Annotated in this window: 19 protein-coding genes; 9 read left to right on the forward strand and 10 right to left on the reverse strand. The window is 47.7% G+C overall.

Translation table 11 applies throughout. The features are described 5' to 3' along the window. Positions 1-133: 133 nt before the first annotated feature. Positions 134-973 carry an aminotransferase class IV gene (locus KTO58_RS00260; protein WP_157753313.1) on the forward strand — a complete coding sequence of 280 codons (840 nt, stop codon included), beginning with the start codon at positions 134-136 and terminating at the stop codon, positions 971-973. Positions 974-1,056: 83 nt separating this feature from the next. Beyond that, positions 1,057-2,361, forward strand: coding sequence for a cryptochrome/photolyase family protein (locus KTO58_RS00265; protein ID WP_095841311.1), 1,305 nt, complete (start codon positions 1,057-1,059; stop codon positions 2,359-2,361). A gap of 1 nt (position 2,362) precedes the next feature. Here the strand turns inward: KTO58_RS00265 and KTO58_RS00270 are convergent, their stop codons facing one another. Then, on the reverse strand, positions 2,363-3,160 hold the full coding sequence (locus KTO58_RS00270; RefSeq protein WP_095841310.1) for a 1,4-dihydroxy-6-naphtoate synthase: 798 nt from the start codon (positions 3,158-3,160) through the stop codon (positions 2,363-2,365). A gap of 59 nt (positions 3,161-3,219) precedes the next feature. Next, a complete protein-coding gene (gene mqnB, locus KTO58_RS00275; protein ID WP_095841309.1) occupies positions 3,220-3,906 on the reverse strand; it encodes a futalosine hydrolase in 687 nt (228 codons plus the stop codon). A 117-nt stretch (positions 3,907-4,023) separates the two neighbouring features. On the opposite strand from mqnB, the gene KTO58_RS00280 reads away from it, so the two are divergent. The 3 genes from KTO58_RS00280 (at position 4,024) to fabD (ending at position 6,388) form a co-directional block, all read left to right on the forward strand. Further along, positions 4,024-4,437: a 6-pyruvoyl trahydropterin synthase family protein gene (locus KTO58_RS00280; protein WP_095841308.1), complete on the forward strand. Its 414-nt coding sequence runs from the start codon at positions 4,024-4,026 to the stop codon at positions 4,435-4,437. A 112-nt stretch (positions 4,438-4,549) separates the two neighbouring features. Next, positions 4,550-5,146 carry a GTP cyclohydrolase I FolE gene (gene folE, locus KTO58_RS00285; protein ID WP_095841769.1) on the forward strand — a complete coding sequence of 199 codons (597 nt, stop codon included), beginning with the start codon at positions 4,550-4,552 and terminating at the stop codon, positions 5,144-5,146. A gap of 351 nt (positions 5,147-5,497) precedes the next feature. Continuing rightward, positions 5,498-6,388, forward strand: a complete 891-nt coding sequence (fabD, locus tag KTO58_RS00290; RefSeq protein ID WP_225859985.1) for an ACP S-malonyltransferase — start codon at positions 5,498-5,500, stop codon at positions 6,386-6,388. A 54-nt stretch (positions 6,389-6,442) separates the two neighbouring features. Here fabD and KTO58_RS00295 read toward each other — a convergent pair whose 3' ends face one another. Further along, positions 6,443-7,288 carry a GNAT family N-acetyltransferase gene (locus tag KTO58_RS00295; protein ID WP_198315070.1) on the reverse strand — a complete coding sequence of 282 codons (846 nt, stop codon included), beginning with the start codon at positions 7,286-7,288 and terminating at the stop codon, positions 6,443-6,445. Between the two features lie 52 nt (positions 7,289-7,340). Next, on the reverse strand, positions 7,341-7,805 hold the full coding sequence (locus KTO58_RS00300; protein ID WP_095841305.1) for a GNAT family N-acetyltransferase: 465 nt from the start codon (positions 7,803-7,805) through the stop codon (positions 7,341-7,343). Between the two features lie 115 nt (positions 7,806-7,920). On the opposite strand from KTO58_RS00300, the gene KTO58_RS00305 reads away from it, so the two are divergent. Beyond that, positions 7,921-8,418, forward strand: a complete 498-nt coding sequence (locus tag KTO58_RS00305; protein ID WP_095841304.1) for a DinB family protein — start codon at positions 7,921-7,923, stop codon at positions 8,416-8,418. A 29-nt stretch (positions 8,419-8,447) separates the two neighbouring features. Beyond that, positions 8,448-9,143: an NUDIX hydrolase gene (locus KTO58_RS00310; RefSeq protein ID WP_095841303.1), complete on the forward strand. Its 696-nt coding sequence runs from the start codon at positions 8,448-8,450 to the stop codon at positions 9,141-9,143. 173 nt (positions 9,144-9,316) lie between these two features. Here KTO58_RS00310 and KTO58_RS00315 read toward each other — a convergent pair whose 3' ends face one another. Next, positions 9,317-10,315 (reverse strand): beta-ketoacyl-ACP synthase III, encoded by a 999-nt coding sequence (locus tag KTO58_RS00315; RefSeq protein ID WP_225859986.1) that lies wholly within the window; start codon positions 10,313-10,315, stop codon positions 9,317-9,319. A 226-nt stretch (positions 10,316-10,541) separates the two neighbouring features. Between KTO58_RS00315 and ruvA the strand changes: the two genes are divergently transcribed. After that, positions 10,542-11,129, forward strand: a complete 588-nt coding sequence (gene ruvA, locus KTO58_RS00320; protein ID WP_095841301.1) for a Holliday junction branch migration protein RuvA — start codon at positions 10,542-10,544, stop codon at positions 11,127-11,129. A 39-nt stretch (positions 11,130-11,168) separates the two neighbouring features. Continuing rightward, positions 11,169-18,425 (forward strand): T9SS outer membrane translocon Sov/SprA, encoded by a 7,257-nt coding sequence (gene sov, locus KTO58_RS00325; protein WP_095841300.1) that lies wholly within the window; start codon positions 11,169-11,171, stop codon positions 18,423-18,425. A gap of 528 nt (positions 18,426-18,953) precedes the next feature. Here sov and KTO58_RS00330 read toward each other — a convergent pair. The 5 genes from KTO58_RS00330 to guaB all read right to left on the reverse strand — a co-directional run bounded on the left by KTO58_RS00330 (position 18,954) and on the right by guaB (position 26,471). Beyond that, the gene (locus KTO58_RS00330) at positions 18,954-19,709 is read right to left on the reverse strand and encodes an SDR family NAD(P)-dependent oxidoreductase (protein WP_095841768.1); all 756 of its coding nucleotides are present in this window, start codon (positions 19,707-19,709) and stop codon (positions 18,954-18,956) included. Between the two features lie 105 nt (positions 19,710-19,814). Continuing rightward, the gene (locus tag KTO58_RS00335; RefSeq protein WP_095841299.1) at positions 19,815-22,448 is read right to left on the reverse strand and encodes a PKD domain-containing protein; all 2,634 of its coding nucleotides are present in this window, start codon (positions 22,446-22,448) and stop codon (positions 19,815-19,817) included. Positions 22,449-22,459: 11 nt separating this feature from the next. Then, positions 22,460-23,263 (reverse strand): alpha/beta fold hydrolase, encoded by an 804-nt coding sequence (locus tag KTO58_RS00340; protein WP_095841298.1) that lies wholly within the window; start codon positions 23,261-23,263, stop codon positions 22,460-22,462. Then, on the reverse strand, positions 23,247-24,866 hold the full coding sequence (lnt, locus tag KTO58_RS00345) for an apolipoprotein N-acyltransferase (RefSeq protein ID WP_225859987.1): 1,620 nt from the start codon (positions 24,864-24,866) through the stop codon (positions 23,247-23,249). The genes KTO58_RS00340 and lnt overlap by 17 nt, the downstream gene beginning before the upstream one ends. 132 nt (positions 24,867-24,998) lie before the next feature. Beyond that, the gene (gene guaB / locus KTO58_RS00350) at positions 24,999-26,471 is read right to left on the reverse strand and encodes an IMP dehydrogenase (protein ID WP_095841296.1); all 1,473 of its coding nucleotides are present in this window, start codon (positions 26,469-26,471) and stop codon (positions 24,999-25,001) included. Positions 26,472-26,510: the final 39 nt, after the last annotated feature.

Genomic DNA, 26,510 nt, shown 5'->3' on the forward strand with positions numbered 1-26,510 from the left:
GATAAGATGCTTTGTATTGCCATGTGCGATACAAAGCATTTTTTTGGGGGGTAAAAGAAGGGTTAAAGTTGTGGACAAGCCGGGGACTGCCATATATTTTTCGTAACTTAACAGTCCGTTAAAATTGTTTGAAGTGCAAGTTGGTCATCTATGTTATAACGGTAAGTTAGTTCCAGCCGGAGAACCTATTTTTACAGCCGATAACCGATCTTTCAGATATGGTGACGGTTGTTTTGAGACCATGAAGGTATACCAGGGTAATGTATTGCTGGAGGACCTTCATTTTGAGCGATTATTCGCCAGTATGCACCTGCTTCATTTTGACCTGCCGCAGTTATTTACCAAGCGTTATTTTACGAAATTGATCCGGGAGCTGTGCATTAAGAACAATGTGCAGCAGCTGGCACGTGTCCGTTTGTCGGTGTTTCGAGCGGATGGTGGTCTATATGATCCGCTGGATAACCGGCCTCAGTTCGTTATCCAGTGTTCGGAGCTGGCATCGCAGGTGTTGGAGCTGAACGAGGTGGGATTGAGCCTGGATGTGTTTCCCGATGCGCGGAAGAGTTGTGATAAGCTGGCGAACATTAAATCGAACAATTGTCTGCCGTACGTGATGGCGGCGATGTATGCGAAGCAGCACCGGTTGAACGAGGTGGTATTATTAAACCAGTATGGGCGGGTAGCAGATTCGACGATTGCGAATGTGTTTATTGTAAAACAAAAGACCTTACTGACGCCGCCGTTATCGGAAGGAGGGGTGTGTGGGGTGATGCGTAAGCATTTGTTGCGGATGGAATTGCCTTTCCAGATCGTTGAACAACCGTTGACAATAGAAGACCTGGAGACTGCGGACGAGATTTTCCTGACTAATTCAATTTATGGGCTGCGTTGGGTGGAAGTGTTCCGTGACAGTAGTTATGGTAATGCGGCGGCAGCGATCCTGCATGAAATGTTACAAGAAAGCCAGTTATAAATCCACGATATTAGCATTTTATTTGCGTAGGTATCCCACATCCTCCGGTGTGGGATTTATTTTATTCACAGTAAATACTGACAATGGCGAAAACGGTGAATTTATGTTGGTTGCGGCGTGATCTGCGGCTAAAGGATCAGGCAGCTTTATATCATGCATTGAAGGCAGGTGTACCGGTAGTGCCGGTATTTATATTTGACACGGACATATTGGATGACCTGGAATCGAAGGACGACCGGCGGGTGACCTTCATCCGGGATGTACTGGTTGGTATGCAGGAAGAGCTGGAGTCGATGGGTAGTACGCTGGATGTATTCCACGGAACGGCGAAAGCGGCTTTTACACATTGGCTGTCGCATTATGATGTGCAGGCAGTGTATACCAATCATGACTATGAGCCTTATGCTAGGGAGCGGGATGCCGATATAGGTAAGCTTTTGGAGGGGAAAGGTATTGCTTTTCATACATACAAGGACCAGGTAATATTTGAGAAAGACGAGGTGTTGAAAGATAATGGAGAGCCCTATACTATTTACACACCATATAGCAAACGCTGGAAGTCGTTGCTCAATGATTTTTACTTACAATCTTATCCTACTAAGAAATATTTCAAACACTTTTTTCAGCAGTCGCCGAGGCAGATACCTTCGTTGGCAGCGATGGGATTTAAGGAAGGGGAGCGTGGATTTCCCGGTATACAGGTGAAGGGTGAGTTACTCAGCCATTATGATAAGACGAGGGATTTTCCGGGGATTAAGGGGACGACTCATTTGGGGGTGCACTTGCGGTTTGGTACGATCAGTGTACGAGTGTTGGCCAGGAAGGCGATGGAGCTGAATGATACTTTTCTGAATGAGCTGATCTGGCGGGATTTCTTTATGACGATACTCTGGCACTTTCCGAAGGTGGTGCATCAGTCGTTCAAGGCGGATTATGATAAAATAAAGTGGCGGAATAATGAAGAGGAGTTTGCCCGTTGGTGCGAGGGGCAGACGGGTTATCCGATTGTGGATGCGGGTATGCGGGAGTTGAATGCTACAGGGTTTATGCACAATAGGGTGCGTATGATCGTTGCGAGTTTTCTGACCAAACATTTGTTGATAGACTGGCGTTGGGGGGAGGCTTATTTTGCGCGTCAGTTGTTGGATTACGATCTGGCGGCGAACAATGGTAACTGGCAGTGGGCGGCGGGATGTGGATGTGATGCGGCGCCTTATTTCCGTGTGTTCAACCCGACGTTGCAGACGCAGCGATTTGACAAGGAGCTGCGGTATGTGCGGCATTGGGTGCCGGAGTTGGAGGAACTGACGTATGCCAAGCCTATAGTGGTGCATGAGGACGCGCGTAAGCGTGCCCTGGAGGCATATGGTAAGGCGTTAAAAGGATAATCTATATGGTGACCTGTGCGGCTTTCTGCAAGAGTGTTTCTACTGCTGACTGGCCTTCGGCGCCGAGGTCGAGGCTGAAGTCGTTGACATAAAGGTCGATATGTTTGCGCATAACGGCTTCTTCCATCTCCTGAGCATGTTGCTTTACGTAGTCAGACAGCTGGGGATAGTTTTTCCAGGCGTAGCGGAGGCTTTCATGTATGAGTTGATCTATTTGCTGCCGGATGTGTGCGGGGATGTCTTTACGGATGAAGATGCCGCCCAAGGGGATGGGGTTGCCGGTTGTTTGTTCCCAGTACTCTCCCAGGTCGATAATCTTTACCAATCCTTTTTGCTGGTAGGTGAACCTGTTTTCGTGGATGATGACGCCTGCGTCTACCCGTCCATCGAGGACTGCGTTTTCTATATCGGAGAAGAGCATTATTTCTTTTCGGGTGGCATCGGGGAAGGCGATGGAGAAGAGGAGGTTGGCGGTGGTTAGCTGGCCGGGGATGGCTATTTTCCTGTTTGGGACTTCGTCTTGCGGGATGGGTTGGCGGGCGATGAGGAGGGGGCCACAGCCGCGGCCCAGGGCGCTACCGCTGTTGAGCAGGTCGTATTTATCTTTTACCTGGTGGTAGGTGGCAAAGCTTAGTTTGGTGATGGCGAGTTTTCCTTGCAGGGCCCATTTATTGAGTGTTTCGACATCTTCGAGTTGTGTATGGAAGGAGAGTCCTGCTGTATCTATCTTATTGTTAACCAGTGCATCAAAGATAAAGGTATCGTTTGGGCAAGGTGAAAATCCGAGCGTTAGTTCCATGATCTTACCAATTTTTGGTGGCTATAGGTGCCAGGTGTAAAGGTAGTTGATTTGTGTATTTACCAGATGTTCCAGGTTTGGAAGAGGAGGGAGAGGGATTGGTTGAGTTCGCGGACGGCGAGGGGGATATTCCATTTGCTGCGATCGCGTTGTTCGACGTAGTTGGAGATGGTTCTTATTTGGAGGAAGGGGATCCGATCCATGAGGCAGGCGTAGTGGAAGGCGGCGCCTTCCATGCTTTCGAGATCGGGGTGATATTTGGCGATGAGATGATCGCGTGTGTGGAGGGTGCCGGTGACGGTGTTGACGGAGGCGGCGGAGGCGGTATCGAGGTGTGTGATGGGGGGGATACTTTGGAAGTTGTTGGTGAGGGCGATGCCGTTGAAGGGGGGGATATCTGGTTGCCAGAGTTGCATATCGAAGAGGTCGTTGAATTCGCCGGAGGCGAGTTGGGCGCCGAGGTCGGCGAGGTATTCCTGGTTGACGGCGAGGGTTTTGCCCAGGGGCCAGTCTGTGCGGAATGAGCCGGCGATACCGGCCTGGATGGCGATATCGGGTTTTGTGGCGGCGAAGTATTTGCCGAGGCTCCAGGCGGCTGGCATCATGCCGATGCCGGCGATGAGGACGGTGAGGTGGTGATCGCCCAACTTATAAACATTATCTGTTATCTGTATCGCGCGTTGTTGGAGCAAGGCGGTAAAGGGGGCTATTTCCAGTATGGTGGCGGCTGTAAGCAGTATATTCATGATACAAACTTAGGGTAAAAAGGTTGGAGAGTGGGTCAAATAATTATCACTAATCTGGACATTTTAGTGGAAAAGGTGGATTAATGGTAAATTTGCCTGAAATTAACTTAAACGATAATGATCTATTTAACGCGTGTGGAGAATTTCAATGCCGCACACAAATTGAGCAACCCTGCATGGAGTAAGGAAAAGAATCAGGACGTATTTGGAAAATGTGCCAATGATAACTGGCATGGTCATAACTATGAGTTACATGTGACTGTTAAGGGAGTACCCGATCCTGAGACAGGTTTTGTATTTAATGCCAAGACATTAGGGGATATTATCAAGGATACGGTGGTAGAGAAGATTGATCATCGTAATTTGAACCTGGATGTAGATTTTATGGAAGGCAAGTTTACCTCTGCGGAGAACTTGGCCATTGGTATCTGGGAGCAGTTAGTCCCACATTTACCTGCGGATGTACAGTTGCATTGTATCAAGCTGTACGAGACCCCTCGAATTTACGTGGAATATTATGGCGGCAAATGATCTGAACAGGTCATAGCAATGCGGATTGTGAGTTGGTAGTCGAGTTATACCGGCATGGCTGGCCTTTGCAATGGCAGCGCCGGGTAATATGAATCCTGGAAATTTTAAGCACATGGCATATAAAAAAATAGAATCATTTGATGAGGAGGTGACGACGGCGTTAATTCATCATTATCGCAGCAGCCTTTCTTTACTAGGTGAGGATCCGGATAGGGAGGGATTGTTGAAGACCCCGGAGCGTGTAGCGAAGGCTATGCAGTATATGACGCAGGGTTATAGTCTGGATGCGAAGGAGATATTGCGTGGTGCCCGGTTTACGGAGTCTTACAGTGAGATGGTGATTGTGAAGGATATAGAGCTTTATTCATTGTGTGAGCACCATATGGTGCCGTTTTTCGGGAAGGCGCATGTGGCTTATATCCCGAATGGTTACATTACGGGGTTGAGTAAGATTGCCCGGGTGGTGGATGTATTTGCGCGCCGGCTGCAGGTGCAGGAGCGTTTGACGCACCAGATACTGGATGCTATCCAGGAGACGCTGGAGCCGCAGGGTGTGGCAGTGGTGGTAGAGGCGCAGCATTTGTGTATGATGATGCGTGGGGTGCAGAAGCAGAATTCTGTGACGACGACGTCGGCATTTTCCGGTCAGTTCGAGGACAATACGACCCGTTCTGAGTTTATTCGCCTGATAGGTCGCAGGTCCAACTAGTCAGTGGCGGGATACGCCTTATAAGTCTTATTTATACCAGGGAGGTAGGTGTTTTGTATCGGGAGATATGAGACACCTACCTGCTTTTTATGGTGATACCTGCGTAATTATTCCACGGAGGGGAGTTGATGTGGGAGGGGCATCCCCCAAAAATGCTATAAATGATTCTTTGAGAAGTGGTTAATAGTATGAATCTTTGCACACCGAAAAGGGAAGATATTTATAAAAAGGATAATGGGTGTGTCCGGGGAATTGCTATAAATCGAATAGGGACAGCTGTAATGGATAGTGGATCATTTTGGAGATGGTCCGGGGCCACCCTGCTTAACAATAAAAATCAATTCAACCAGCATGAAGCACGCATACGTATTTCCAGGCCAGGGCTCTCAGTTTCCGGGTATGGGAAAGAACTTGTATGAGACCAATGAGCAAGCAAAAGCGTTATTTGAGCAAGCAAACGAGATATTAGGTTTTCGTATCTCCGACGTGATGTTTACGGGGTCGGAGGAGGATCTTAAGAAGACGAATGTGACACAGCCGGCTGTGTTCTTGCATTCTGTGATTGCCTTTTTGTGTGCGGAGCATCCGGCGCCAGCGATGGTAGCGGGTCATTCGCTCGGTGAGTTTTCTGCGTTGGTAGCTAATGGTGTGTTGACATTTGAGGATGCGCTGCGTTTGGTAGCTATCCGTGCGAATGCGATGCAGAAGGCATGTGAGCTGCAGCCCTCTACTATGGCGGCGGTGTTAGCGCTGGACGATGTAAAGGTAGAGGAGATCTGTGCGGCTGTTACGGCGGAGACGGGAGCGGTGGTAGTACCAGCTAACTATAACTGTCCTGGTCAGCTGGTGATCTCCGGTGCTTTGAAGGGTGTGGAGATCGCCTGTGAGCGGATGAAGGCAGCCGGTGCAAAGCGTGCGCTGATATTGCCTGTAGGTGGCGCATTCCATTCACCATTGATGGCGCCGGCGAAAGAGGAGCTGAAGGCGGCGATTGAAAAGACGACTTTCCGTACACCTAGTTGTCCGGTATACCAGAATGTGGTAGCGGCGGCGGTAACTGATCCAGCTGTGATCAAACAGAACCTGGAAGAGCAGCTGACAGGCGCGGTAAGATGGACACAGTCTGTGCAGGCGATGATCGCAGACGAAGCGGCTGAATTTACGGAGGTAGGCCCTGGTAAGGTATTACAGGGGTTGATCCTGAAGATAAAGAAGGATGCTGTTGTGAACGGTATTTCTTAAATGAAACGATGATAGTGGGAAGGCTACCTGATAATCACGGGTAGCCTTTTTTATTTAGAGCTGGCAGATCATTTCGTATTGGGAGATGGTGTGTTGGCAGCCTGCATTCAGGAGGAACTTTTGCAGGGTGGTGTTCTCTTCTTCTACGTTGATGATAGTGAGCGGTTGACGGAGTGTAGTAGCTACATGTGAGAGGAGGGCCTGTCCGATGCCTTGGCGGCGGTGATCGGGATGTACGGCGATCTGTCGTATGCGGCAGTTGCCGGTGAATACGCTGATAAAGCCTATTATTTCGTTGTGTTTGTAAGCGAGCCAGGTGGTGGTGTTATTACCTTCGCGGCGGATGCTGTCGAGGCTATTGCTCCAGCTGGGTTGCTGGGTGGAGAAGGAAGCCAGTAGTTGCCAGTCGGGATGTTGGGTGTTGAGGATGCGGATATTTTCGGGCATGGGAGCTGGAAGGATATTTCCTTTAAAGCAGTGGAAGACGCGGGATTGCCGGAAGCCGCAGCTGCCGTATGCTTTGATAGCAGGGGTGTTGGTGCTGATGACTTCCAGGATGAGCTCGCGGATGCCGGCTGTTATAAAGGAGGGGATGGCTTGTGCGTACATTTGTTGCACGAGGCGTTGGCCGCGGTGGGAGGGGGTTACGCCGGTGCCTCCATTATAGAGGCGGGTAGGTGTAGCGCCGTTGTCGTCGGTGCCATGTAACATGAAAGCGACCAGCTGATCATTATCGAAGGCACCTACGGAGAAGGGTAGTTGTATATTTTCGCCCTGTACTTTCTGTTGAAAGAGGGGGAGGTTGATCTTGAAGGGGATGACGTAGTCGCTAAAGGCGTAGTTGAATGTATTACAGATGGTCTCCGGTGATTGGCCGGCCAGGTTATTAAACTGTATCATGGGCATGTATGTTGAGGCAGGTTCCGGTTGCTTGCATATTTCAGGCTATTGTTTACATATCGATATGTACGTTGATCCATTCGGGATCGAAGTCTGCGTTGAATTTTTTATAGAAGTTGATGGCAGGTTCGTTCCATTCGAGTACTTGCCACATCATGCCGGTGAAGCCGAGGTCTTTAGTTTCCTGGATGAGGTGTTCGAAGAGTAGTTTGCCGATACCTTTTCCGCGATAGCTATCGGTGATATTTATATCTTCGAGATAGAGGCGACAGCCTTTCCAGGTGGAGTATCGTTTGTAATAGAGGGCGAAGCCGACGATGAGTTCCTGGTCATTTTCGGATGTGGTGGCGACGAGGGCTGTCCATACGGGATTGGGTCCGAATCCGGCGTTGACGAAATGTTCCATTGATACTACTACGGCATCGGGTTTGTTTTCGTAGGTGGCCAGTTCTTTAATCAATTCCATGATTCTTTCGCAATCTTCTTTGCGGGCGTGTCTAACGGTAACTTCCTTCATAATTGTATCTTGAGTGAGCGATGCGCTATCCGGGTGTATACCGGAGGGCAGTGATTATGTACAAGAATAGCTAATAGCTGTTATTTTTGCGTGATAAAATTAACAAATACTGCCCATGAAAGAAATGTTCATCAGTTATGCGGCTTATAATCTCTGGGCTAACGGGAAGTTGGCGTCGTTGTTGTTAAAGCTGCCGGAGGAGCAGTTGGACACGGAGATGGGCGGTAGTTATGGTACGATTAGGGCTACGGTGTATCATTTATGGGATACGGAGGTGATGTGGTATCAGCGATTATTATTAGCAGAGCAGGTGAAGTTGCCGACGGAGGATTTTGGCGGCAGTTTTGCCAGGGGGTGTGAGTTGTGGCTGGATCAGTCGAAGGTGTGGGTGGATTGGGTGCGGGAGGCGACGCCTGTGAAGCTGGGGCATACGATCGCTTATATTCACAGTCGCAAATCCTATAAGACGGCTGTGTTGCAGTTGTTGCAGCATGTATTCAATCATGCTACCTATCACCGGGGGCAACTGATCACGTTGTTGCGGCAGGCAGGTGTGCGTAAATTACCGGGGTTGAGTTATATTGAGTTTACCCGGCAGCGGAAACAATCCTGAACTTTAGATTTTTTATATAATTTGACGACATGAGTTCTCAATCCTACTATGCTACCGTGCCCCGGCACCTGGTTGCTGTTGACTGCATTATATTTGGTTTTGAAGGGAGCAAGCTAAAGTTGTTGATCATGCAGCGTAAGGTGGCGCCGCGGCAGGGAGAGTGGTCGTTGATGGGAGGTTTTGTACAGGATGGAGAGAGTATTGATGCGGCGGCAGCGCGGGTATTGAAATTGACGACGGGGTTGGAGCATATATACATGGATCAGCTGTATACTTATGGAGAGGTGGAGCGTGATAGTGGTGCACGGGTGTTGTCGGTAGCTTATTATGCGTTGATCCGTATCAAGGAGCATGATCATATATTGGCGCAGGAGCACGGTGCGCATTGGTTGGAATTGCACCAGATACCGGAGTTGATCTTTGATCATTCCAGGATGATAGCGGATGCGTTGCGGAAGTTGCGGGATAATGCGCAATTTCATCCGATTGGTTTTGAGTTGTTGCCGGAGAAGTTTACGTTATCGCAGTTGCGGTGTTTGTATGAGGAGATCTACCAGCATGAGTTGGACAAGCGTAATTTCCGTAAAAAGATCTTGTCGATGAATATACTGGAGAAGTTGGATGAGAAGGATAAGACGACATCGAAGAAGGGGGCTCATCTTTACCGGTTTGATAAGAATAAGTATGAGTTATTGACGAAGAAGGGGTTTGTATTTGAGATGTAGGCGGGGGATATAGGAATGTTATAGGATGACTATAGGAATGATACAGGAGAGGTGGACGTGAGCGATAACATACTGTATTTCAATTCCTTGCAGGGGGTGTATTTTGGACTTTGACGCATAAAAAAGGCGGTCTCTTATGGAGGGACCGCCTTTTTTGTTATGATAAGTTGTTATTATTTAGGATCGTACGCCCATTTGATGTAGGAGGCGCCCCAGGTGAATCCGCCGCCGAAGGCAGCGAGTACGAGGTTATCACCTTTTTTGAGTTGTTTTTCGTAGTCCCAGAGGCAGAGGGGGATGGTACCAGCGGTGGTGTTGCCATAGCGTTGGATGTTCATCATGACTTTTTCTTCGGGTAGTTCCATACGTTGCGCGGTGGCGTCGATGATACGTTTGTTGGCCTGGTGAGGTACGAGCCAAGCGATATCGTTGGCGGTGAGGTGATTGCGGGTCATGATATCGTGTGCGGCGTCGGCCATGTTGGCGACGGCGTATTTGAATACCATTTTACCTTCCTGGTATACGTAGTGTTCGCGGGCGGTTACGGTTTCGAGGGTAGCGGGTTTGGCGGAGCCACCGGCTTTCATGTGGAGGTATTCGCGGCCATGTCCATCGCTTTTGAGGATGCTATCGAGGAGGCCGAAACCATCTTCGTTAGGTTCGAGGAGTACGCCTGCGCCGCCATCGCCGAAGATGATGCAGGTGGTTCTATCGGTGTAGTCGATGATGGAGCTCATTTTATCGGCGCCGATGACCATTACTTTTTTGTATTTACCGCTTTCGATGAAGCGGGCACCGGTATCCAGTGCGTACAAGAATCCGGAGCATGCTGCGGATATATCGAAACCGAAGGCGTTTTTAGCGCCGATTTTGTCAGTAACTATGTTGGCAGTGGCGGGGAATACCATGTCTGGGGTTACGGTGGCTACGATGAGCACGTCTATTTCTTCGGGGGAGATACCTCTTTTGCGGCAGACCTCCAATGCGATAGGGACGCAGAGTTCGGAGGTGCCTTTGCCTTCTCCCTTCAGTATCCTTCTCTCGTGAATACCGGTACGTGTGATGATCCATTCATCGGTTGTATCTACTATCGTCTCCAGTTCTTTATTGGTCAGTACGTAATCCGGAACATAACCACCCACCGCTGTGATAGCGGCCGTTATTTTATTCATATAGATTAAATAAATGTTTAAAACGAGGCGTAAAAATACGACATAAAAGGAATTTCAAAAATGTGATTTAAGGGGGATGGTGTTGGGAGGGGGGCATTGCTGTGCGAGAGGGTTGCGGGCAGTGGGGGTGTGTGGGGGATATGCGATATTATTGGGGGGTGGTAAAGAAACTGTGAATTTTGCGGACGATTGCTTATTTTGTTTAATTTATTGCACTTTTGCAGCTATGATTGCTTACCTTAATGGAAAACTAGCCTATAAATCTCCCGCCATGGTGTATGTAGATGTCCAGGGAGTTGGCTATGAAGTGCAGATTAGTTTGCATACCTATTCGCGGATCCAGCAGTTGGACAGCTGCAAGTTGTTAACTTATCTACATATTAAGGAGGATGCGCACACTTTATATGGTTTTTTTGAGGAAGCCGAGCGGAGTATGTTTTTGTTACTGATAGGTGTATCTGGTATTGGGGCTGGTACGGCCCGGATGATGTTGTCGTCGTTACAGCCTGAAGATATACAGCGGGCGATTACGATGGAGAATGAGAAGATGCTGGAGAGTGTGAAGGGGATCGGTTCGAAGACTGCCAAGCGTATTATATTGGAACTGAAAGATAAGATCAGTAAACGGAAGGATGCGGGTGTATATTTATCTTCTGCTTTGAACAATACGGTACAAGAAGATGCGTTAAATGCTCTGATCACTCTCGGAATAGCCCGTAATATGGCAGAGCAGGCTATTCAGAAGGTATTGAAAGCTGAGCCACAATTGCAGGATCTGGAAGGATTAATTAAGAAATCCCTTAAAAACTTATAAAATTTTTTCTATAAAAGACCTCTATTAAAACCTATTCGCTTGGCAAGAAAGACATATTTTGGTGCTTTTGCAGTAATAGGCGTCGTATCTTTTATTATTGTTGGAACAGCAGCCGGGAACCGATCAGGTTATAGTTATCATCACAGCGCGAACTGGAAAACTGATACTACCTCAAAGGATACTGCCAGGAAAGATACCTTGAAATACCCTATCAGAGACAGACACGGTACCACTATCACGGAGCCGGTCCGTAATGGCATAGATCTGAAGGATCCATCTGGCATTAAGAAAACAGTAGAATACGACCCTGTAACCAAGCAATACACCGTAACCGAAAAGATAGGCAACCAATATTACAGAAACCCCACACCCCTAAGCTTTGATGAATTTTACAAATTACAGTCTTCACAAAGTGAGCGCAGTTACTGGGAGAAGCGTGCGGGCACGCTAGGTGGCCTGAATAAACGAGGAAGCGGCCCCGATCTCTATTATGGCAGCAACCTGTTTGACCGTGTATTTGGTGGCAGTAAAGTAGATATCCGTCCACAAGGTAGTGTGGATCTGACCTTTGGTTACCAAGGGCAGAACATCCGTAACCCTGTATTGGTGGAGCAAGCCCGTAAGAACGGAGGCTTTGACTTTGACATGCAGATCAACATGAACGTAACGGGTAAGATCGGTGAGAAGTTGAAGCTGATCACGAACTACAATACACAATCCACCTTTGATTTTGAGAACCAGGTGAAGCTGGAGTACACCGGCTTTGAGGATGAGATCATCAAAAAGATAGAAGCGGGTAACGTTAGTTTTCCTTTGCGTAGTTCGCTGATATCCGGGGTGCAGTCTTTGTTTGGTGTAAAGACGCAGTTGCAGTTTGGCAAGCTGACGGTGACCAGTGTGTTATCCAACCAGAAATCGCAGAAGCAGAACCTATTGATCAAAGGCGGTACGCAGGTACAGGACTTTGTGATCCGTGCTGATGAATACGAAGACAACCGGCACTTCCTCTTAGGTCGTTTCTTCCGGGATACTTTCAATTTTGCTATGTCGAACCTGCCGGTGATCCGGTCACTGGCCTATGTGAATCGTATAGAGGTGTGGGTGACCAATAAGACCGGTGCGACGACACAGACCCGTGACATCGTGGGTTTGATGGACCTTGGTGAACGTTTCCCCTTTAATACTGACATCAGACCGACAACCAGTTCTCAGTTGCCATCTAACGGCGCGAATGACCTGTATGCCAAACTGGCTACTGATGGTGGTGCGCGTAATACCGGGACGGTAGTCAGCCGGTTATTGTCGATGAATATTCAGCCGGTGCAGGAGTTTGAAAAGACCTTTGCCCGTAAGCTGGACTCTTCGGAGTATGTGATCAACCGTCAGTTGGGTTTTATCTCTCTTAACCAGCAGTTGCAGCCGGATGAGGCATTGGCGGTAGCCTATCAGTATACTTACAATGGCAGGGTGTACCAGGTGGGGGAGTTTTCCCAGGATGTACCGCCGGATCTGAATAATAGTGCCAATCAGCGTATCCTGTTCCTCAAACTATTGAAAGCTACATCTGCGAGGCCGGCGTTGCCTATCTGGGACCTGATGATGAAAAACGTGTATGCTACCAATGCTTTCCAGGTAAACCGCCAGGACTTTAAGCTGGACGTTTATTATAAAGATCCTGGTACGGACGACCGTACGCCCAGTGAGAAACGTTATATACCGGATGCCAAAGGTGTTTATTCCGGTGCTCCTATTATTACCATTCTTAACCTGGACCGTCTGAATAACCAGAATGACCCGCAACCGGATGGGGTGTTTGACTATGTGGAAGGATATACGATTAATTCCATGACGGGTAAGGTGATGTTTCCGATGTTGGAGCCATTCGGCGCTGGGTTGAAACCGGCATTTGGCGGGGATGTGGCTTTAGAGAAGCAATATCTTTACAATGTGCTGTATGACTCTATTAAAGTGGTGGCGCAGCAGTTCCCTCAATTAAATCGCTTCATCCTGAAAGGTTCTTACAAGTCAAGTAATTCCTCTGAAATATTGCTGGGTGGATTTAACATCCCTCCCGGTTCGGTAGTGGTAACGGCCGGCGGGCAGCAGTTAAGGGAAAACGTCGACTATATCATTGACTATAATCTGGGACGGCTGAAGATCATTAACTCAGGGGTATTGAACTCAGGGATGCCTGTGAATGTACAGTTTGAGAATAATGCGCTGTTCGGCCAGCAGGTGCGTAACTACCTGGGTACGCGACTGGACTATGTGGTGAATGATAAGCTGAGTCTGGGAGGTACGTTAGTACGTATGAGTGAGCGGCCTTATTACCAGAAGGTGAACTTCGGCGATGATCCTATCCGCAATACGATGGTGGGGCTGGATGTGAACTATGCTTCTGAGTGGAAAGGCCTGACGCGCTTCCTGGATAAGTTACCTAACTATAGTACTACGGCACCTTCGAGCATATTGTTCACCGGTGAGGTAGCGCGGTTGTTTCCCGGGCACAGTAAGCTGATCAATGCACCAGGAGGTAAGCAGGGGCAGGTGTTCATAGATGATTTTGAAGGTTCGAGGAGTGGGCTTGATCTGCGGTTCCCGGCTATTAACTGGTTCCTGGCGTCTACGCCGAAGGGTGCTACTGATGAAAACGGCGCGATCCTGTTTCCCGAGGCGGATGCCAACAATTCACTTTCTTATGGTAAGAACCGTGCGTTGCTATCCTGGTATAATATAGAACCGACCTTACAGATACCGAAGTCGCCCGGATTACCTAACAACATTACGAAGGAAGAGCAGTCTGACCCGAGGGTCCGGTTGGTGTATCAGAAGGAGGTATTTACCAATCGTTCTACAGACTTTGGACAAAGCCAGCTGTTGACATTAGACCTGGCCTATTATCCCCGGGAGCGTGGTCCGTATAACTATACTGCCAGCCCGGACAGCATCGATGCGAACGGACGTCTGCGTAATCCGGCCAAAAAATGGGGTGGTATCATGCGTGCGATCGACAACAGTGACTTTGAAACTTCCAACGTAGAATTCATTGAGTTCTGGGTTCAGGATCCTTTCATTAAAAATCCCAATAGCACCGGTGGTCAACTATACTTTAACCTTGGTAACGTATCGGAGGATGTACTGAAGGATTCACGCAAATTCTTCGAGAACGGATTGCCTGATCCTAACCGGGAGCCTAATAAAATAGATACATCCAACTGGGGACGTATTCCTAAATTTCAGCAACAGATCACTCAGGCATTTGATAATGACCCTGCGATCCGCGCTTACCAGGATGTGGGATATGACGGTCTGCGTTCTGACGATGAGGCTAATTTCTATAAGGATTACATGGCTCGTTTGCAGAGTAACTTCCCTGCAGGATCTCCCTTGAGAGAGAGTGCAAGACTGGACCCGTCGAATGATGACTATCGTCACTATCGTAACAGTGAGTATGATAAACTGCCTACTTACGAGACCAATAATGGCAATCCCGTTATCCTGCAGCGTTATAAATACTATAGCAAACCGGAAGGTAACTCGCCGGTATCTGACGGTAAGTCTCAATATTCTTCTGCTTCGACCAACATTCCGGAGTCGGAGGACCTGAACAGGGATAACACGCTGAATGAAACGGAAGAGTATTTCCAGTACATGGTAAAGCTGCGGCCTAACATGAACATCGGTGAGAGCTATGTGGTAGATAAGATACAGGCGGATGTGACGCTGGCAAACGGGCAGAAGACGAAGGAGACCTGGTATCAGTTTAAGGTGCCGATCGCCAACTATAACAGGAAGATCGGTAACATCCCTGATTTCAAGTCTATACGTTTTATGCGTATGTTCCTGACCGGTTTCCAGGATTCTATCGTATTGCGTTTTGCCAAGCTGGAGCTGGTACGTAACCAGTGGCGCCGGTATCAGTATGAACTGAAGCCCGGTGATCCGATCCCTGTTGATGAGACTACGACCTTCAACTCTTCTGCTGTAAATATTGAGGAGAACTCTTCCCGTAAGCCTATACCTTATGTGCTGCCTCCGGGTGTGTTAAGGCAGAATACTGTCAGCACCAACAATACTACTTTACAGTTGAATGAGCAGGCGTTGTCCATGCAGATCTGTAACCTGAAAGACGGTGATACCAGGGCGTTGTATAAGAACCTGAATATGGACATGCGTCAGTACAAGCAATTGCAGATGTTCATACACGGGGAAGCGGTAGGTACGCAGACCTCTCTTAAAGACGGTGACCTGCGGGTCGTAATCCGTATGGGTAGCGACTTTGTAGAGAACTATTATGAATATCAGGTACCGCTTAAGCTGACACCATTCTTTGCTACCCGTGATACGGATATATGGCCGGATAGTAACAATATCGACCTGACGATGACCAGGTTGAGTGAGCTGAAGATGAAACGTAATAATGCCGGTGCCTCTCCGCTGTTACCATATACGGAGGCAGACGGTTCCGGTCGTACATTGGTAGTGGTAGGTAATCCTAACCTGGGCGACGTACGGAACTTTATGATCGGTGTCTTGAACCCTAAAGATGATGGTATGCCTAAGTGTGGGGAAATCTGGGTGAATGAGTTGCGCGTAAGCGGGCTGGATGAGAAAGGTGGGTACGCCGCGCTGGCCAGGGTAGATATACAGTTGGCCGATCTCGGTTCGGTTACGGCCTCTGGTAGTATGCATACTGCTGGTTTTGGAAATATAGATCAACGGGTGAATGAGCGGTTCCGGGATAACTTCCTGCAATATGATGTGGCGGCTAATCTGGATCTGGGTAAGTTATTGCCCAAGAAAGCAGGGTTGTCTATCCCAGTATATGCCGGGTATTCGCAGACAACCAGTAACCCGGAATATGATCCTTACGATCTGGATATCAAACTAAAAGATAAGATGAGGTTAGCCCGCAGCAAAGCACAGCGGGATTCTATCAAGCGGGATGCACAGGATTTCACCTCTATTAAGAGTCTGAACTTTACGAATGTGCGTAAACTGAACCAGGGTAAAAAGCTGAAGGTGTGGGATCTGGAGAATTTTGATATCAGTTATTCCTTCTCGCAGATATACCGTCATAGCCCCATCATCGAAAATGATATCCTCACCAAACATCGTGGTGGCCTGGGGTATAACTATGCAGGGCAAAGCAGGTTCCTGGAGCCATTTAAGAGGCTGATCAAAAGTAAGTCGCATTGGTTGTCGCTGATACGCGACTTTAATATCAACTACGTGCCTTCTATTATCAGTTTCCGTGCAGATATAACTCGTCAGTTCGGCGCTACACGTATACGAAATGTAGGGGGAGATGCCGGCTTTAAACTACCTGAGACTTACGATAAATACTTTACGTTTGACCGTTACTATGGTCTTAAATGGGATCTGACAAAGAGTATCTCCATCGACTTTAACGCGGTTAACAACGCACGTATCGATGAACCTTATGGCCGGATCAATACAAAAGAGAAAAAGGATACGGTACGCCGGAACCTGTTCAAACTGGGACGTACAACGAACTACTTCCAGTCGGCCAATATCACTTATACATTACCGACGGCTAAATTCCCATTGTTAAGCTGGACGAATGTAGCAATAGGATATAGTACAGAATACCGCTGGACAGGTGCTTCCAGGTTGGCTTTATATCTCGGTAATGCGATAGAGAACACGCAACAGAAAACGGTTACTGCAGAGTTGAAGTTTACCGAGCTGTATAACCGCTCCCGGTTCCTGCGGCAGGTAACATCGAGTAAGCCGCCGCCAGTAAAGGCCAATCAACCTCAGCAGAACAATAACAATAACCAACAGCAGAATAAACCGCAACCGAAGAAGGATGAAAGTGCAGGAGAGATATCGCCAATCCTCAAAGCCGTGATGAAACCGCTGTTGTCCATCAAACGTATCGGTATCAACTACACAGAGAATGCGGGTACACGTTTGCCAGGTTATATTGACAGTACCAAAGTATTGGGAATGAACTGGGCATCTATGGCACCGGGGCTGGCATTTGTATTCGGACATCAACCGGATAAAAAGTGGTTGGACAACTTTGCGAAGAAAGGACTGGTGACGCCAGATACGCTATTCAATATCCAGTTCCAGCAACAGTTTACACAAAGACTGGATGCGCAGGCACAATTGGAACCAGCTCCTGATTTGCGTATCGACCTGAACATCACCAAATCGTTCTCCAAAACGCATACGGAGCTGTTCAAGAATGTGACCGATTCAGGGTTCCAGCACCAAAGTCCGTACGATGCGGGTGGCTTTGAGATCACTTATATCGCGATCAAAACGATGTTTAAAAAGATCGATTCAGAAAATGGTATCTCTAAAACGTTCCGTGATTTTGAAAGCTATAGAAGGGTCATCTCAGAACGTTTAGGCGCCCAAAACCCTTATAGTAATCAGCCGGGCGTTCCTTTGTATGATCCTAAAGATCCTAATTACCGTTATGGTTACGGGCGTTATGCACAGGATGTATTGATACCAGCCTTCCTAGCAGCTTATACTGGTAAAGATCCCAGTAAGATAGGGTTGTTGAAACAGAACAACGGCAACATCCGCTCTAATCCGTTCAAGAGCTTTATACCGCGTCCTAACTGGCGTGTCACCTATAATGGGTTGAGTAAGCTGCATCCCTTCCGTAACTTCCTGACTAACCTGACATTGAGCCATGCTTACGTGGGTAACCTGAGTATGAACTCGTACAATACAGCGTTGTTCTATGAAGATCCGCGGCTGGCTGGTTATCCGGGCTTCGTAGATCCGGTATCGGGCAACTACATACCTTATTTCCTGGTGCCGAACCTTACGCTTACAGAACAGTTTGCACCGTTGATAGGGTTCGATATGACCTTTACCAATAGCCTGAATGCGCGGCTGGAGTTTAAGAAGAGCCGTTCGTTGGCGCTCAGTCTGATCGATTACCAGCTGACCGAGCTGCGTTCGAGTGAGATCGTGGTAGGCGCTGGCTACCGTATGCGTGGCTTCCCGCTGCCATTCAAGATCGGTAAAGATGGCGGTAAGCGTTTGCAGAACGATCTGAACCTGCGACTGGATATGAGCCTTCGTGATGATCGTACGGTGAATAACCGACTGGATGCCGACCAGGTGATTCCGACCAGTGGTCAGAAAGTGATCGGTATAGCGCCTTCTATTGACTATATCGTGAACAATCGTCTGAACTTGCGTTTCTTCTACGATCGCCGGCAGACGATCCCGGTGATATCTACTTCCTACCCGATCACCAATACACGCGGTGGTCTGACGGTGAGGTTTATGTTGACGCAATAACAATAAGCCGATTAGTAATAATAAATTGGGGGTTGATGATCATCATCAACTCCCTACTTTTATGGTATACCGCCAATAAATACAAAAGCCTCGTATTATACGAGGCTTTTGTAAGATCTTCAACTGTACCCGAAGGAATACTGTTTTTCGCCCACCCAATCTTGCTTCATTGCCCAACGGCCGTAATTATTCCTTCTGGATCTGTCAAAATAGAAGCGCCATTGATCCTTCCACCTGGGATAATACAGGCGCAGCATGTAAATTGTTACAAATGTAAGCATAGGGATATGGTATAGATATTATGGATAGTTAGTCTCAAACATTGTAACGCAAATCTACACTTTGCTGGTCATGGGTTGGGAATAGCTGGTTTTAATAAATTATTACTTTATCTCGATGCACATGTTAGTTACTAATAGCTTAGCCAGCATTCCGGAAGACTCTCTTCGCCTTTTACGAAGAACAGCAAATATGTTAATATTATCAAATGTATATTTTTTATATAATAATTAACATCACATGATCGTGTCAATTTCTATCCAGATAGTAAGCATTTGCCTGTTGCAGTGGTGTTAGTACCAGGTCATTGATACAAACATGTACCGGGAGGGACGCGCAATACCATATCACATCCGCTACATCTGTGGCTGAAAGCGGTGTAAAGCCTGTATATACGTTACTGGCTTTGTCAGCATCACCCTTGAAGCGTACCAAGGAGAATTCTGTCTCTGCTGCTCCGGGATGTACGGCGGTCACTTTGATACGGTAGGGGAGCAGGTCGATACGCATACCCTGTGAAATGGCATCTACGGCAGCTTTACTGGCGCAATACACATTTCCTTTGGCATAAACGTGTTTGGCGGCAGTAGAGCCGATATTGATGATATGGCCTTTAGTACGTGCTCTCATCCAGGGGATAACGGTACGTGAGACGTACAATAGCCCTTTTACATTGGTATCGATCATCGTATTCCAGTCTTCTGTGCTGCCTTCATCTATTGTACTTAATCCCAGTGCCAGGCCGGCATTATTGATCAATACATCTACCGCTTTCCATTCCTCGGGCATGCCATCAAGGGCATCATAAACGGCTTGTTCTTCGCGTACGTCAAAACAGCGTGTCAGTACCTGTACCCCAAATTCCTGTTCTAACTGAACATGCAGGGCATCTAATCTGTCTTGTCTGCGACCTGTGATGATCAGATCATAACCTTGTGCCGCAAACTTCTTCGCACAGGCTTCACCAAAGCCGGCGGTAGCGCCGGTAATAAGAGCAATTGACATATATGCGGGTTTGTTTTTGAGAGTATAAAGGTAGGGCATCCTGTGTTATCTGCAGACAGGATGCTATGCCAGGAGGAAATGCTTGAAGGAAGGTAGTGCGCCGGGCTAGCGCACAAGTGTGACGGTACCTTTTCGTAACACTTTGTTGCCATTGATATCTTTGCCTTGTATCACCCATACGTAGGTGCCGATCGCCGCCCGGTTACCATTGACGGTGCCGTCCCATCCCTTCAGATATTCTACTGTTGAGTACATCAGGCGTCCCCAACGGTCAAATACCCGGAAGAAATCGGTTTGGACGATACCTACAGGGATAGGCCGGAAGATATCGTTCAGCCCGTCTCCATTGGGAGAGAACCCTGTTGGGATGTATATTGCTGGACCGGCGATAAACCGGATGAAGATATCGTCTGTAGCATTGCACCCTTCTGCAGTATATACAGTGACCCGGTAGGTAAAGTCGCGGTTGATATTAGTGATAGGGTTGGATATATTAGGGTTGTTAAGAGCATCGGTAGGTGTCCACACGTATCTGACACCGCCGGTAGCATGTAGCTGAAAAGGCTGATCTTTTATCAATATGGTATCGTTGCCTGCAAACGCGGGTACGGGAGGAATAACGGTGATCAATACTGTATCATTTACTGCTTTGGGACATCCTAATACATCTGTTACCGTTACAATATAATTGGTAGTCTGCATGGGCCTTGCCTTGGTAATGGCTTGCCTGGGGCTGGAAAGAGCCGTAGCCGGTGACCATACATAAGAAGATCCTCCGCTGGCGTTCAGCGTGATCTCGTCGCCGGTGCATATGCTGGTATCTCTTCCTGCATAGGCTTTAGGAGGATCTACCATCTTCAGGTTGATGGTATCTCTGGAACTACAGTTACCCAGATCTACTTCTACCGCATAGCTGCGGTTTGGCGGTGGCGGTGTGATATTCAATATCGCATCTGTGCCTACTACAGTATTATTATTGTTCAGGTCCAGCCAGGTAAAGCTATAAGGACCGTCTGCTGTTGCTCTTAATGTGAGCTGATCTCCGGTACATACGGTGCTGTCAGTACCAGCAAATACCTTTACCGTATCCCGCACATCTATTTTCACACTGGCTGTATTATCACAACCGCTGATGTCAACAAACCTCACTTTATATTCCGTATCTACTTTGGGAGATACAGTCGGTGTGGCTGTCAGCGGATTGACGATATTATAATTAGGTGTCCAGGAATAAGTACCATTGATAGGACTTTCTGCCTTCAGCTGCAGGGAGTTCTTGATACAAAGTACGGTGTCGCTGGTAACGGTCAGCGGTGGCTTATCGTAGATAGTTATGTCACTGCTGATGGTACGTTCGCAGCCAAGTTGTGTACGCATCAGTAACTTGGCGGTATAGGTGCCGGGACCGGGATATTGGTATTGCGGGTTCCTGATATTGGAAGTGTCTTCCAGCGTACCCGGGTTACCGAAATCCCAACGATAATACGTAATCTGGTCGCGTGGGTTGCTGGTATTGGAACCGTTGATAAAGCTGGTAGGTTTAGTCGCACAGAGTCCCGTTACATTGAAGGAAGGGCTTAACAGTGGATATACGTATACGGTAGCCAATGCGCTATCGCCGCAATTGCTGGCCTTGTCCACATATAATTTCGCGATGTAGGTGCCCTCTGCTGCATAGGTGTGCGGGATCGGAGCGGTGCTGGTGGTTTGTAATGTTGTACCATCACCAAAGTCCCAGTCGTATGTCTTACCAGGTGTACTGTTGTTGATAAAAGTAACAGTAAGACCGCTGCAATCTGCATATTTGTCTGGCATTGCCGCCTCTACTAGTTTGGTACAGGTGGTGATGTTGATATGGAAGTCCTTACGATGAGTGCCTAACAGTTTGTTACCCCTGAATTCTTTTACACATACGGTCACGACATACTTCCCGGCGGCGGGTGCTTTCCCGGAGATGATACCAGTTACCGGGTCTATTTTTGCATCAGGCCCCAGTGGTTGTGTGGCTGTAAACCCTCTGATATAGTCAACGGATTGATAAGGGGGACTGGTAGCGGGAGGGGGGACGCCAGTACCCGGCGTTGTCTGTCCGCCGGTATAGGCATTACAGAATTCGTATTCAAGACGGTCGCCATCGGGATCTGTAGCAGAGAAGTCGTAGGAGAAGTTTTTACCGGCACATACCAGTACTGCTTCATCCTTGGCAAATACAGGACTGGAGTTGCCTATTTCGCTGAAACTTCTGCCAGGTAATTCTGTAAAGTAAGTAGCGCCGGTACCGGTCGTACCGCCATTACTGGGCAGGATGACCTGTATGTTGACCATGAACTCATCCCGGCAGCAACTCTGAAAAGCAACGGTATAACCGAGATTATTTTCAGGTACGGATATTATACCGACAAACAAACCTATTTCAAAACAAACCCGGGGAGGATTGACGATACAGGGGTCTATAGTACCCAGTTGTTTTACTTCAAATCCTGAACGGCCGAATTGTGTCTGGCTGACCCTTGTATTATCGTCTTTACTGAAAACAGAGAAATAAACCGCAGTAGGCATCGGAGCGATCTGCCCACCTGATTCACATACACGGAATAGTTTGAGAGTCACTTCATAACGGTTAAGGCTACCGTCTTTTCCCAGGTATTTATAATACATCTCACCTCCTATGATGTGAGAAGCCTGTACAGTTAAAAATGCACAGGTAAGGAATATGAGTAATAGGAGGGAGCGTTTCACTTTTGGTTGATTTATGATCGATGTTGGCAAAACTCAATAAACTGCCGGAGTACCAGGTTGCTTGTATCAGCGGCTTCCCACATACCCAGGTGTCCGACATCTTCAAATATATGAATACTGCTGATGGATGGCAAGCTGACTTGCGGCAGAATATTATTTAATGGTATCGCATTGTCATCTTTGCCGATGATGAACAATGCGGGGACTGGCAATACCTGTAATACCGCGGTGCGATCCGGACGGGCTATCATCGCTTCATAATAGGCAATGAGACTTTCCGGCGGACATTGCAAGCCTTCCTGTATACAGTCCTCTATCAGTTCCGGTGCTCTTTTGCGGGATGCAGCACTCAACATATTAGGTTGGGTTTGCCTGATAAAAGTCTCCGCACCATATCGTTGTATCATCTTAATAGACTTACGGCGGGCTTCTTTCTTTTCTTCGCTGTCTGCTTTTGCTGTAGAGTGAAAAAGCCCCAATCCCATAAATACTTCCGGGTATTGAGCGGCCATCGCCAATGTAATATATCCACCCATGGAATGTCCGATGATAACGGCATTCTCTACTTTTTCTGTTGCCAATATTGCACGTACAAATCCTGCCATCCCCTCCATACTTACATCTTCCGCTAGCGGACTTCTGCCACTCCCGGGCAACTCCGGCACTATTACCTGGAAATGTTGCTCAAGCGCGGCCTGCTGTCGTTTCCATACATTACTGGTTTCTCCAAAGCCATGTATAAGCACCACCGTAGCTCCTTCTCCTGTCAGTTGATATGCACCTTTATGAGTATCGTTGTTAATTTCTTTCCACATGATGTTGCTGCCTGGTAAATCGTAAGTAAAAAGTATAAATCAGTAATAAGATACAAAATATCGCCGCACCTTTATAAATAAGATCCCCAAAACGTACATAGAACGTAAGATCGTGACTGGGAGTTACATTTCCACTGATAACGCCGGCTTTCCAATAGGGTTGCGCCTGCTGAATGTCGCCATTGGGATCAATAAAACAGGAAATGCCGGTGTTGGCACTCCTGGATATCCAACGCCTGCTTTCTATGGCACGTAACCGGGCATATTGCACGTGTTGCCGGTGTCCTTCTGTATTCCCCCACCAACCATCGTTCGTGATGATAAATAACAGGCTGGCGCCCAGTTGTATATGCTCTCCTACAAACTCACCATAGATAGATTCATAACAGATGGATGTAAATACCTTCAGATGCAGCGCCGGATTTTCCATCACTTTAACGCCTGGCGTGCGCCCGTAACTACCACTGATCCCACCCATATCCAAGGCCCAGTTTTCTAAGAACTTAATATACCGGGAGTAAGGAATCAATTCTACCCCTGGTACCATTTTATATTTATGATAGATCTGTATTAGTTGAGAGGTATCGATCTGCAAAGCGGTATTGAAAGCATCGAAATAGAGATCATCCTGTTGCCTGGCAGAGTAAGGCATATCATCTTTGCTATTATACCGTTTCAGCGTGGTGGCACCAGTGATCAGTCTGGCTTGGGGATATTCCTTCAACATATCCCGGATCGCGATGATCTCAGGTTGTTCATTGAGGGTATGCTCCCAGCCCCCGGTGGGAAATAATGCGGTCTCCGGCCATACAATGTAGGCCGTCTGCTTGTTGGCTTTTTGTTTGGTAAGCGTGATCAGCTGCGATAACTGCAGGGTACTGGCGCCTTCCGAAAACTTATCATAGGGATCGATATTAGGTTGTACCACTACTATCTGCACCGGCGATTCCTGGGGTGCTTTGAATTGAAGATGGACGATCGTACTGATCAGCAGCGGGAGAGCGATGACTGCCACTACCTTCCAGCCTTCTTTCCAAAATAAGTTCTTCCAGGTATAAGCATGCCTTTTTCGCAGGGTTTCGTATACCAGGATATTTGTTGCCAGTATCCACAAAGCACCACCACTGCCGCCGGTCCACTCATACCACTGTACCCAGTTGGGATGCATGGCAAATACGTTGCCGAGTGATAACCAGGGCCAGCTGAATTCCCAGTTGAGGTGAATATATTCAAAGGTGAGCCAGTATACGATCAATGCAAAATAACCGGGTGTAGTACCCAGCCGTCTGCGCGTATTATAATACCCCAGCCAGGGAATAGACATCAATACCGAATTAGCAAAATTGGCGAGTACGCCGCTGAGCGGTACGGTGGTATTACCTACCCACCAGGTGGTACAGCTGTTCCAGATGAGCATGGATAAAAAGACGGCTCCGAAAAAGGCACCCCGGCTTTGTAGCTTTTCGGCCAGATAAAGTAAAGGGAGAAAGGCGATGAATATAAGAGGTGTCAGCGGCGAGGTGGGCCATGCCCCCCAGAGCAACAATCCGCAAAGGATGCTTAACCCGAAAACTAATGATCTGCGTAAGGAACGGTCTGCCATACTTTTATGCGCTATAGTCTTTCAAAAATAAGACTTTGATGGCGGTAGGAAAGGATATATTTCATCTTTCATACAAATATAAAAAGCCCCGCATGGTATGCGAGGCTTTTAGGAAAGATAATGATAATGCAATTATCTGCTGTAGTTAGGTGCTTCCTTAGTGATCACCACATCATGCGGATGGTTCTCTTTTACGGTAGCAGCTGTGATTTTGATGAACTGTGCCGCCTGTAATGTCTTCACATCTTTCGCACCTACAAGACCCATACCAGCACGCAGACCGCCTACAAATTGCTGGATCACCTCTGCCAGCATACCTTTATAAGGAACGCGACCTACGATACCTTCCGGTACCAGTTTTTTGATGTCGTCCTCTTCCTGGAAATAACGGTCTTTGCTTCCTTCTACCATTGCTTCCAGAGAACCCATACCACGGTAGGATTTAAACTTACGACCTTCGTAGATGATCGTTTCTCCGGGGCTTTCTTCCACACCAGCAAAAATAGAACCCGCCATGATGGTAGAGGCACCGGCGGCGATGGCTTTCACCATATCACCGGTATAACGAATACCACCATCAGCGATTACGGGAACACCGGTCTTTTTAAGCGCTTCAGCAGCATTCATAACGGCAGACAGCTGAGGGAAACCAGCACCTGTTACGACACGGGTAGTACAGATGGATCCGGGACCTACCCCTACTTTAACTGCATCAGCACCAGCCGCTGCCAGTGCAGCTGCACCTTCTGCTGTGGCTACGTTACCGGCAATCACCTCCAGTTTAGGAAATGCTTTCTTCAGCTTTTTCAACGTGTTGATCACCGCAATGGAGTGACCATGAGAGCTGTCAAGACATACTACATCCACTCCCACATTGATCAGCGCTTGTGCCCTCTCCAGCACATCAGGTGTAATACCCAATGCAGCACCTACCAGCAGACGACCGTATCCGTCTTTTACCGCATTCGGATAGCTGGTCAGCTGAAGGATATCACGATAGGTGATCAAACCTACCAGTTTACCTTGTTTACTTACAACAGGCAGCTTCTCGATCTTATATTGCTGTAATATTTTCTCCGCTTTTTTCAAGTCAGTACCTTCAGGAGCAGTGATCAGCTTTTCCTTGGTCATTACATCACTTACCAGTTTCTTCACGTTCCTTTCGAAACGGAGATCACGATTGGTCAGGATACCTACCAGCTTGTCATTATCATCTGTGATAGGAATACCGCCAATACCATTCTCTTTCATCATCTTCAGCGCCTGACCAATGGTCGCATCTGCTTTCAGCGTTACTGGGTCAAGTATCAGCCCGCTCTCGCTACGCTTTACTTTACGCACCAGTTCTGCCTGCTTCTCGATGCTCATGTTCTTGTGCAGGATGCCAATTCCTCCTTGACGCGCTAAAGCGGTCGCCAGGTTAGCTTCCGTTACAGTATCCATCGCAGCAGATACCATGGGGATGTTGATCCGGATGTTTTTTGTTAATTGAGTGGTGATATTGACCTCTTTGGGCAATACTTCTGAATAGGCTGGAACCAGTAGAACATCATCAAAGGTGAGTCCGTCAGCTACAAATTTCGGTTTGGATTTTCCCGCAGGCATGATGCAATTATTTGTCAGTTTAAAAAATAATTGCACGCA

The sequence above is a fragment of the Chitinophaga pendula genome, from assembly GCF_020386615.1.
Lineage (GTDB): Bacteria > Bacteroidota > Bacteroidia > Chitinophagales > Chitinophagaceae > Chitinophaga > Chitinophaga pendula.

What these genes read in the sequence shown, in the direction of transcription:
- guaB (WP_095841296.1), bottom strand. Translation starts at nt 26,471, where the DNA reads ATGCCTGCGGGAAAATCCAAACCGAAATTTGTAGCTGACGGACTCACC.
- lnt (WP_225859987.1), bottom strand. Translation starts at nt 24,866, where the DNA reads ATGGCAGACCGTTCCTTACGCAGATCATTAGTTTTCGGGTTAAGCATC.
- KTO58_RS00300 (WP_095841305.1), bottom strand. Translation starts at nt 7,805, where the DNA reads ATGAAGGAAGTTACCGTTAGACACGCCCGCAAAGAAGATTGCGAAAGA.
- KTO58_RS00305 (WP_095841304.1), top strand. Translation starts at nt 7,921, where the DNA reads ATGAAAGAAATGTTCATCAGTTATGCGGCTTATAATCTCTGGGCTAAC.
- KTO58_RS00295 (WP_198315070.1), bottom strand. Translation starts at nt 7,288, where the DNA reads ATGATACAGTTTAATAACCTGGCCGGCCAATCACCGGAGACCATCTGT.
- KTO58_RS00310 (WP_095841303.1), top strand. Translation starts at nt 8,448, where the DNA reads ATGAGTTCTCAATCCTACTATGCTACCGTGCCCCGGCACCTGGTTGCT.
- KTO58_RS00330 (WP_095841768.1), bottom strand. Translation starts at nt 19,709, where the DNA reads ATGTCAATTGCTCTTATTACCGGCGCTACCGCCGGCTTTGGTGAAGCC.
- KTO58_RS00280 (WP_095841308.1), top strand. Translation starts at nt 4,024, where the DNA reads ATGATCTATTTAACGCGTGTGGAGAATTTCAATGCCGCACACAAATTG.
- mqnB (WP_095841309.1), bottom strand. Translation starts at nt 3,906, where the DNA reads ATGAATATACTGCTTACAGCCGCCACCATACTGGAAATAGCCCCCTTT.
- KTO58_RS00270 (WP_095841310.1), bottom strand. Translation starts at nt 3,160, where the DNA reads ATGGAACTAACGCTCGGATTTTCACCTTGCCCAAACGATACCTTTATC.
- KTO58_RS00315 (WP_225859986.1), bottom strand. Translation starts at nt 10,315, where the DNA reads ATGAATAAAATAACGGCCGCTATCACAGCGGTGGGTGGTTATGTTCCG.
- fabD (WP_225859985.1), top strand. Translation starts at nt 5,498, where the DNA reads ATGAAGCACGCATACGTATTTCCAGGCCAGGGCTCTCAGTTTCCGGGT.
- KTO58_RS00340 (WP_095841298.1), bottom strand. Translation starts at nt 23,263, where the DNA reads ATGTGGAAAGAAATTAACAACGATACTCATAAAGGTGCATATCAACTG.
- ruvA (WP_095841301.1), top strand. Translation starts at nt 10,542, where the DNA reads ATGATTGCTTACCTTAATGGAAAACTAGCCTATAAATCTCCCGCCATG.
- KTO58_RS00265 (WP_095841311.1), top strand. Translation starts at nt 1,057, where the DNA reads ATGGCGAAAACGGTGAATTTATGTTGGTTGCGGCGTGATCTGCGGCTA.
- folE (WP_095841769.1), top strand. Translation starts at nt 4,550, where the DNA reads ATGGCATATAAAAAAATAGAATCATTTGATGAGGAGGTGACGACGGCG.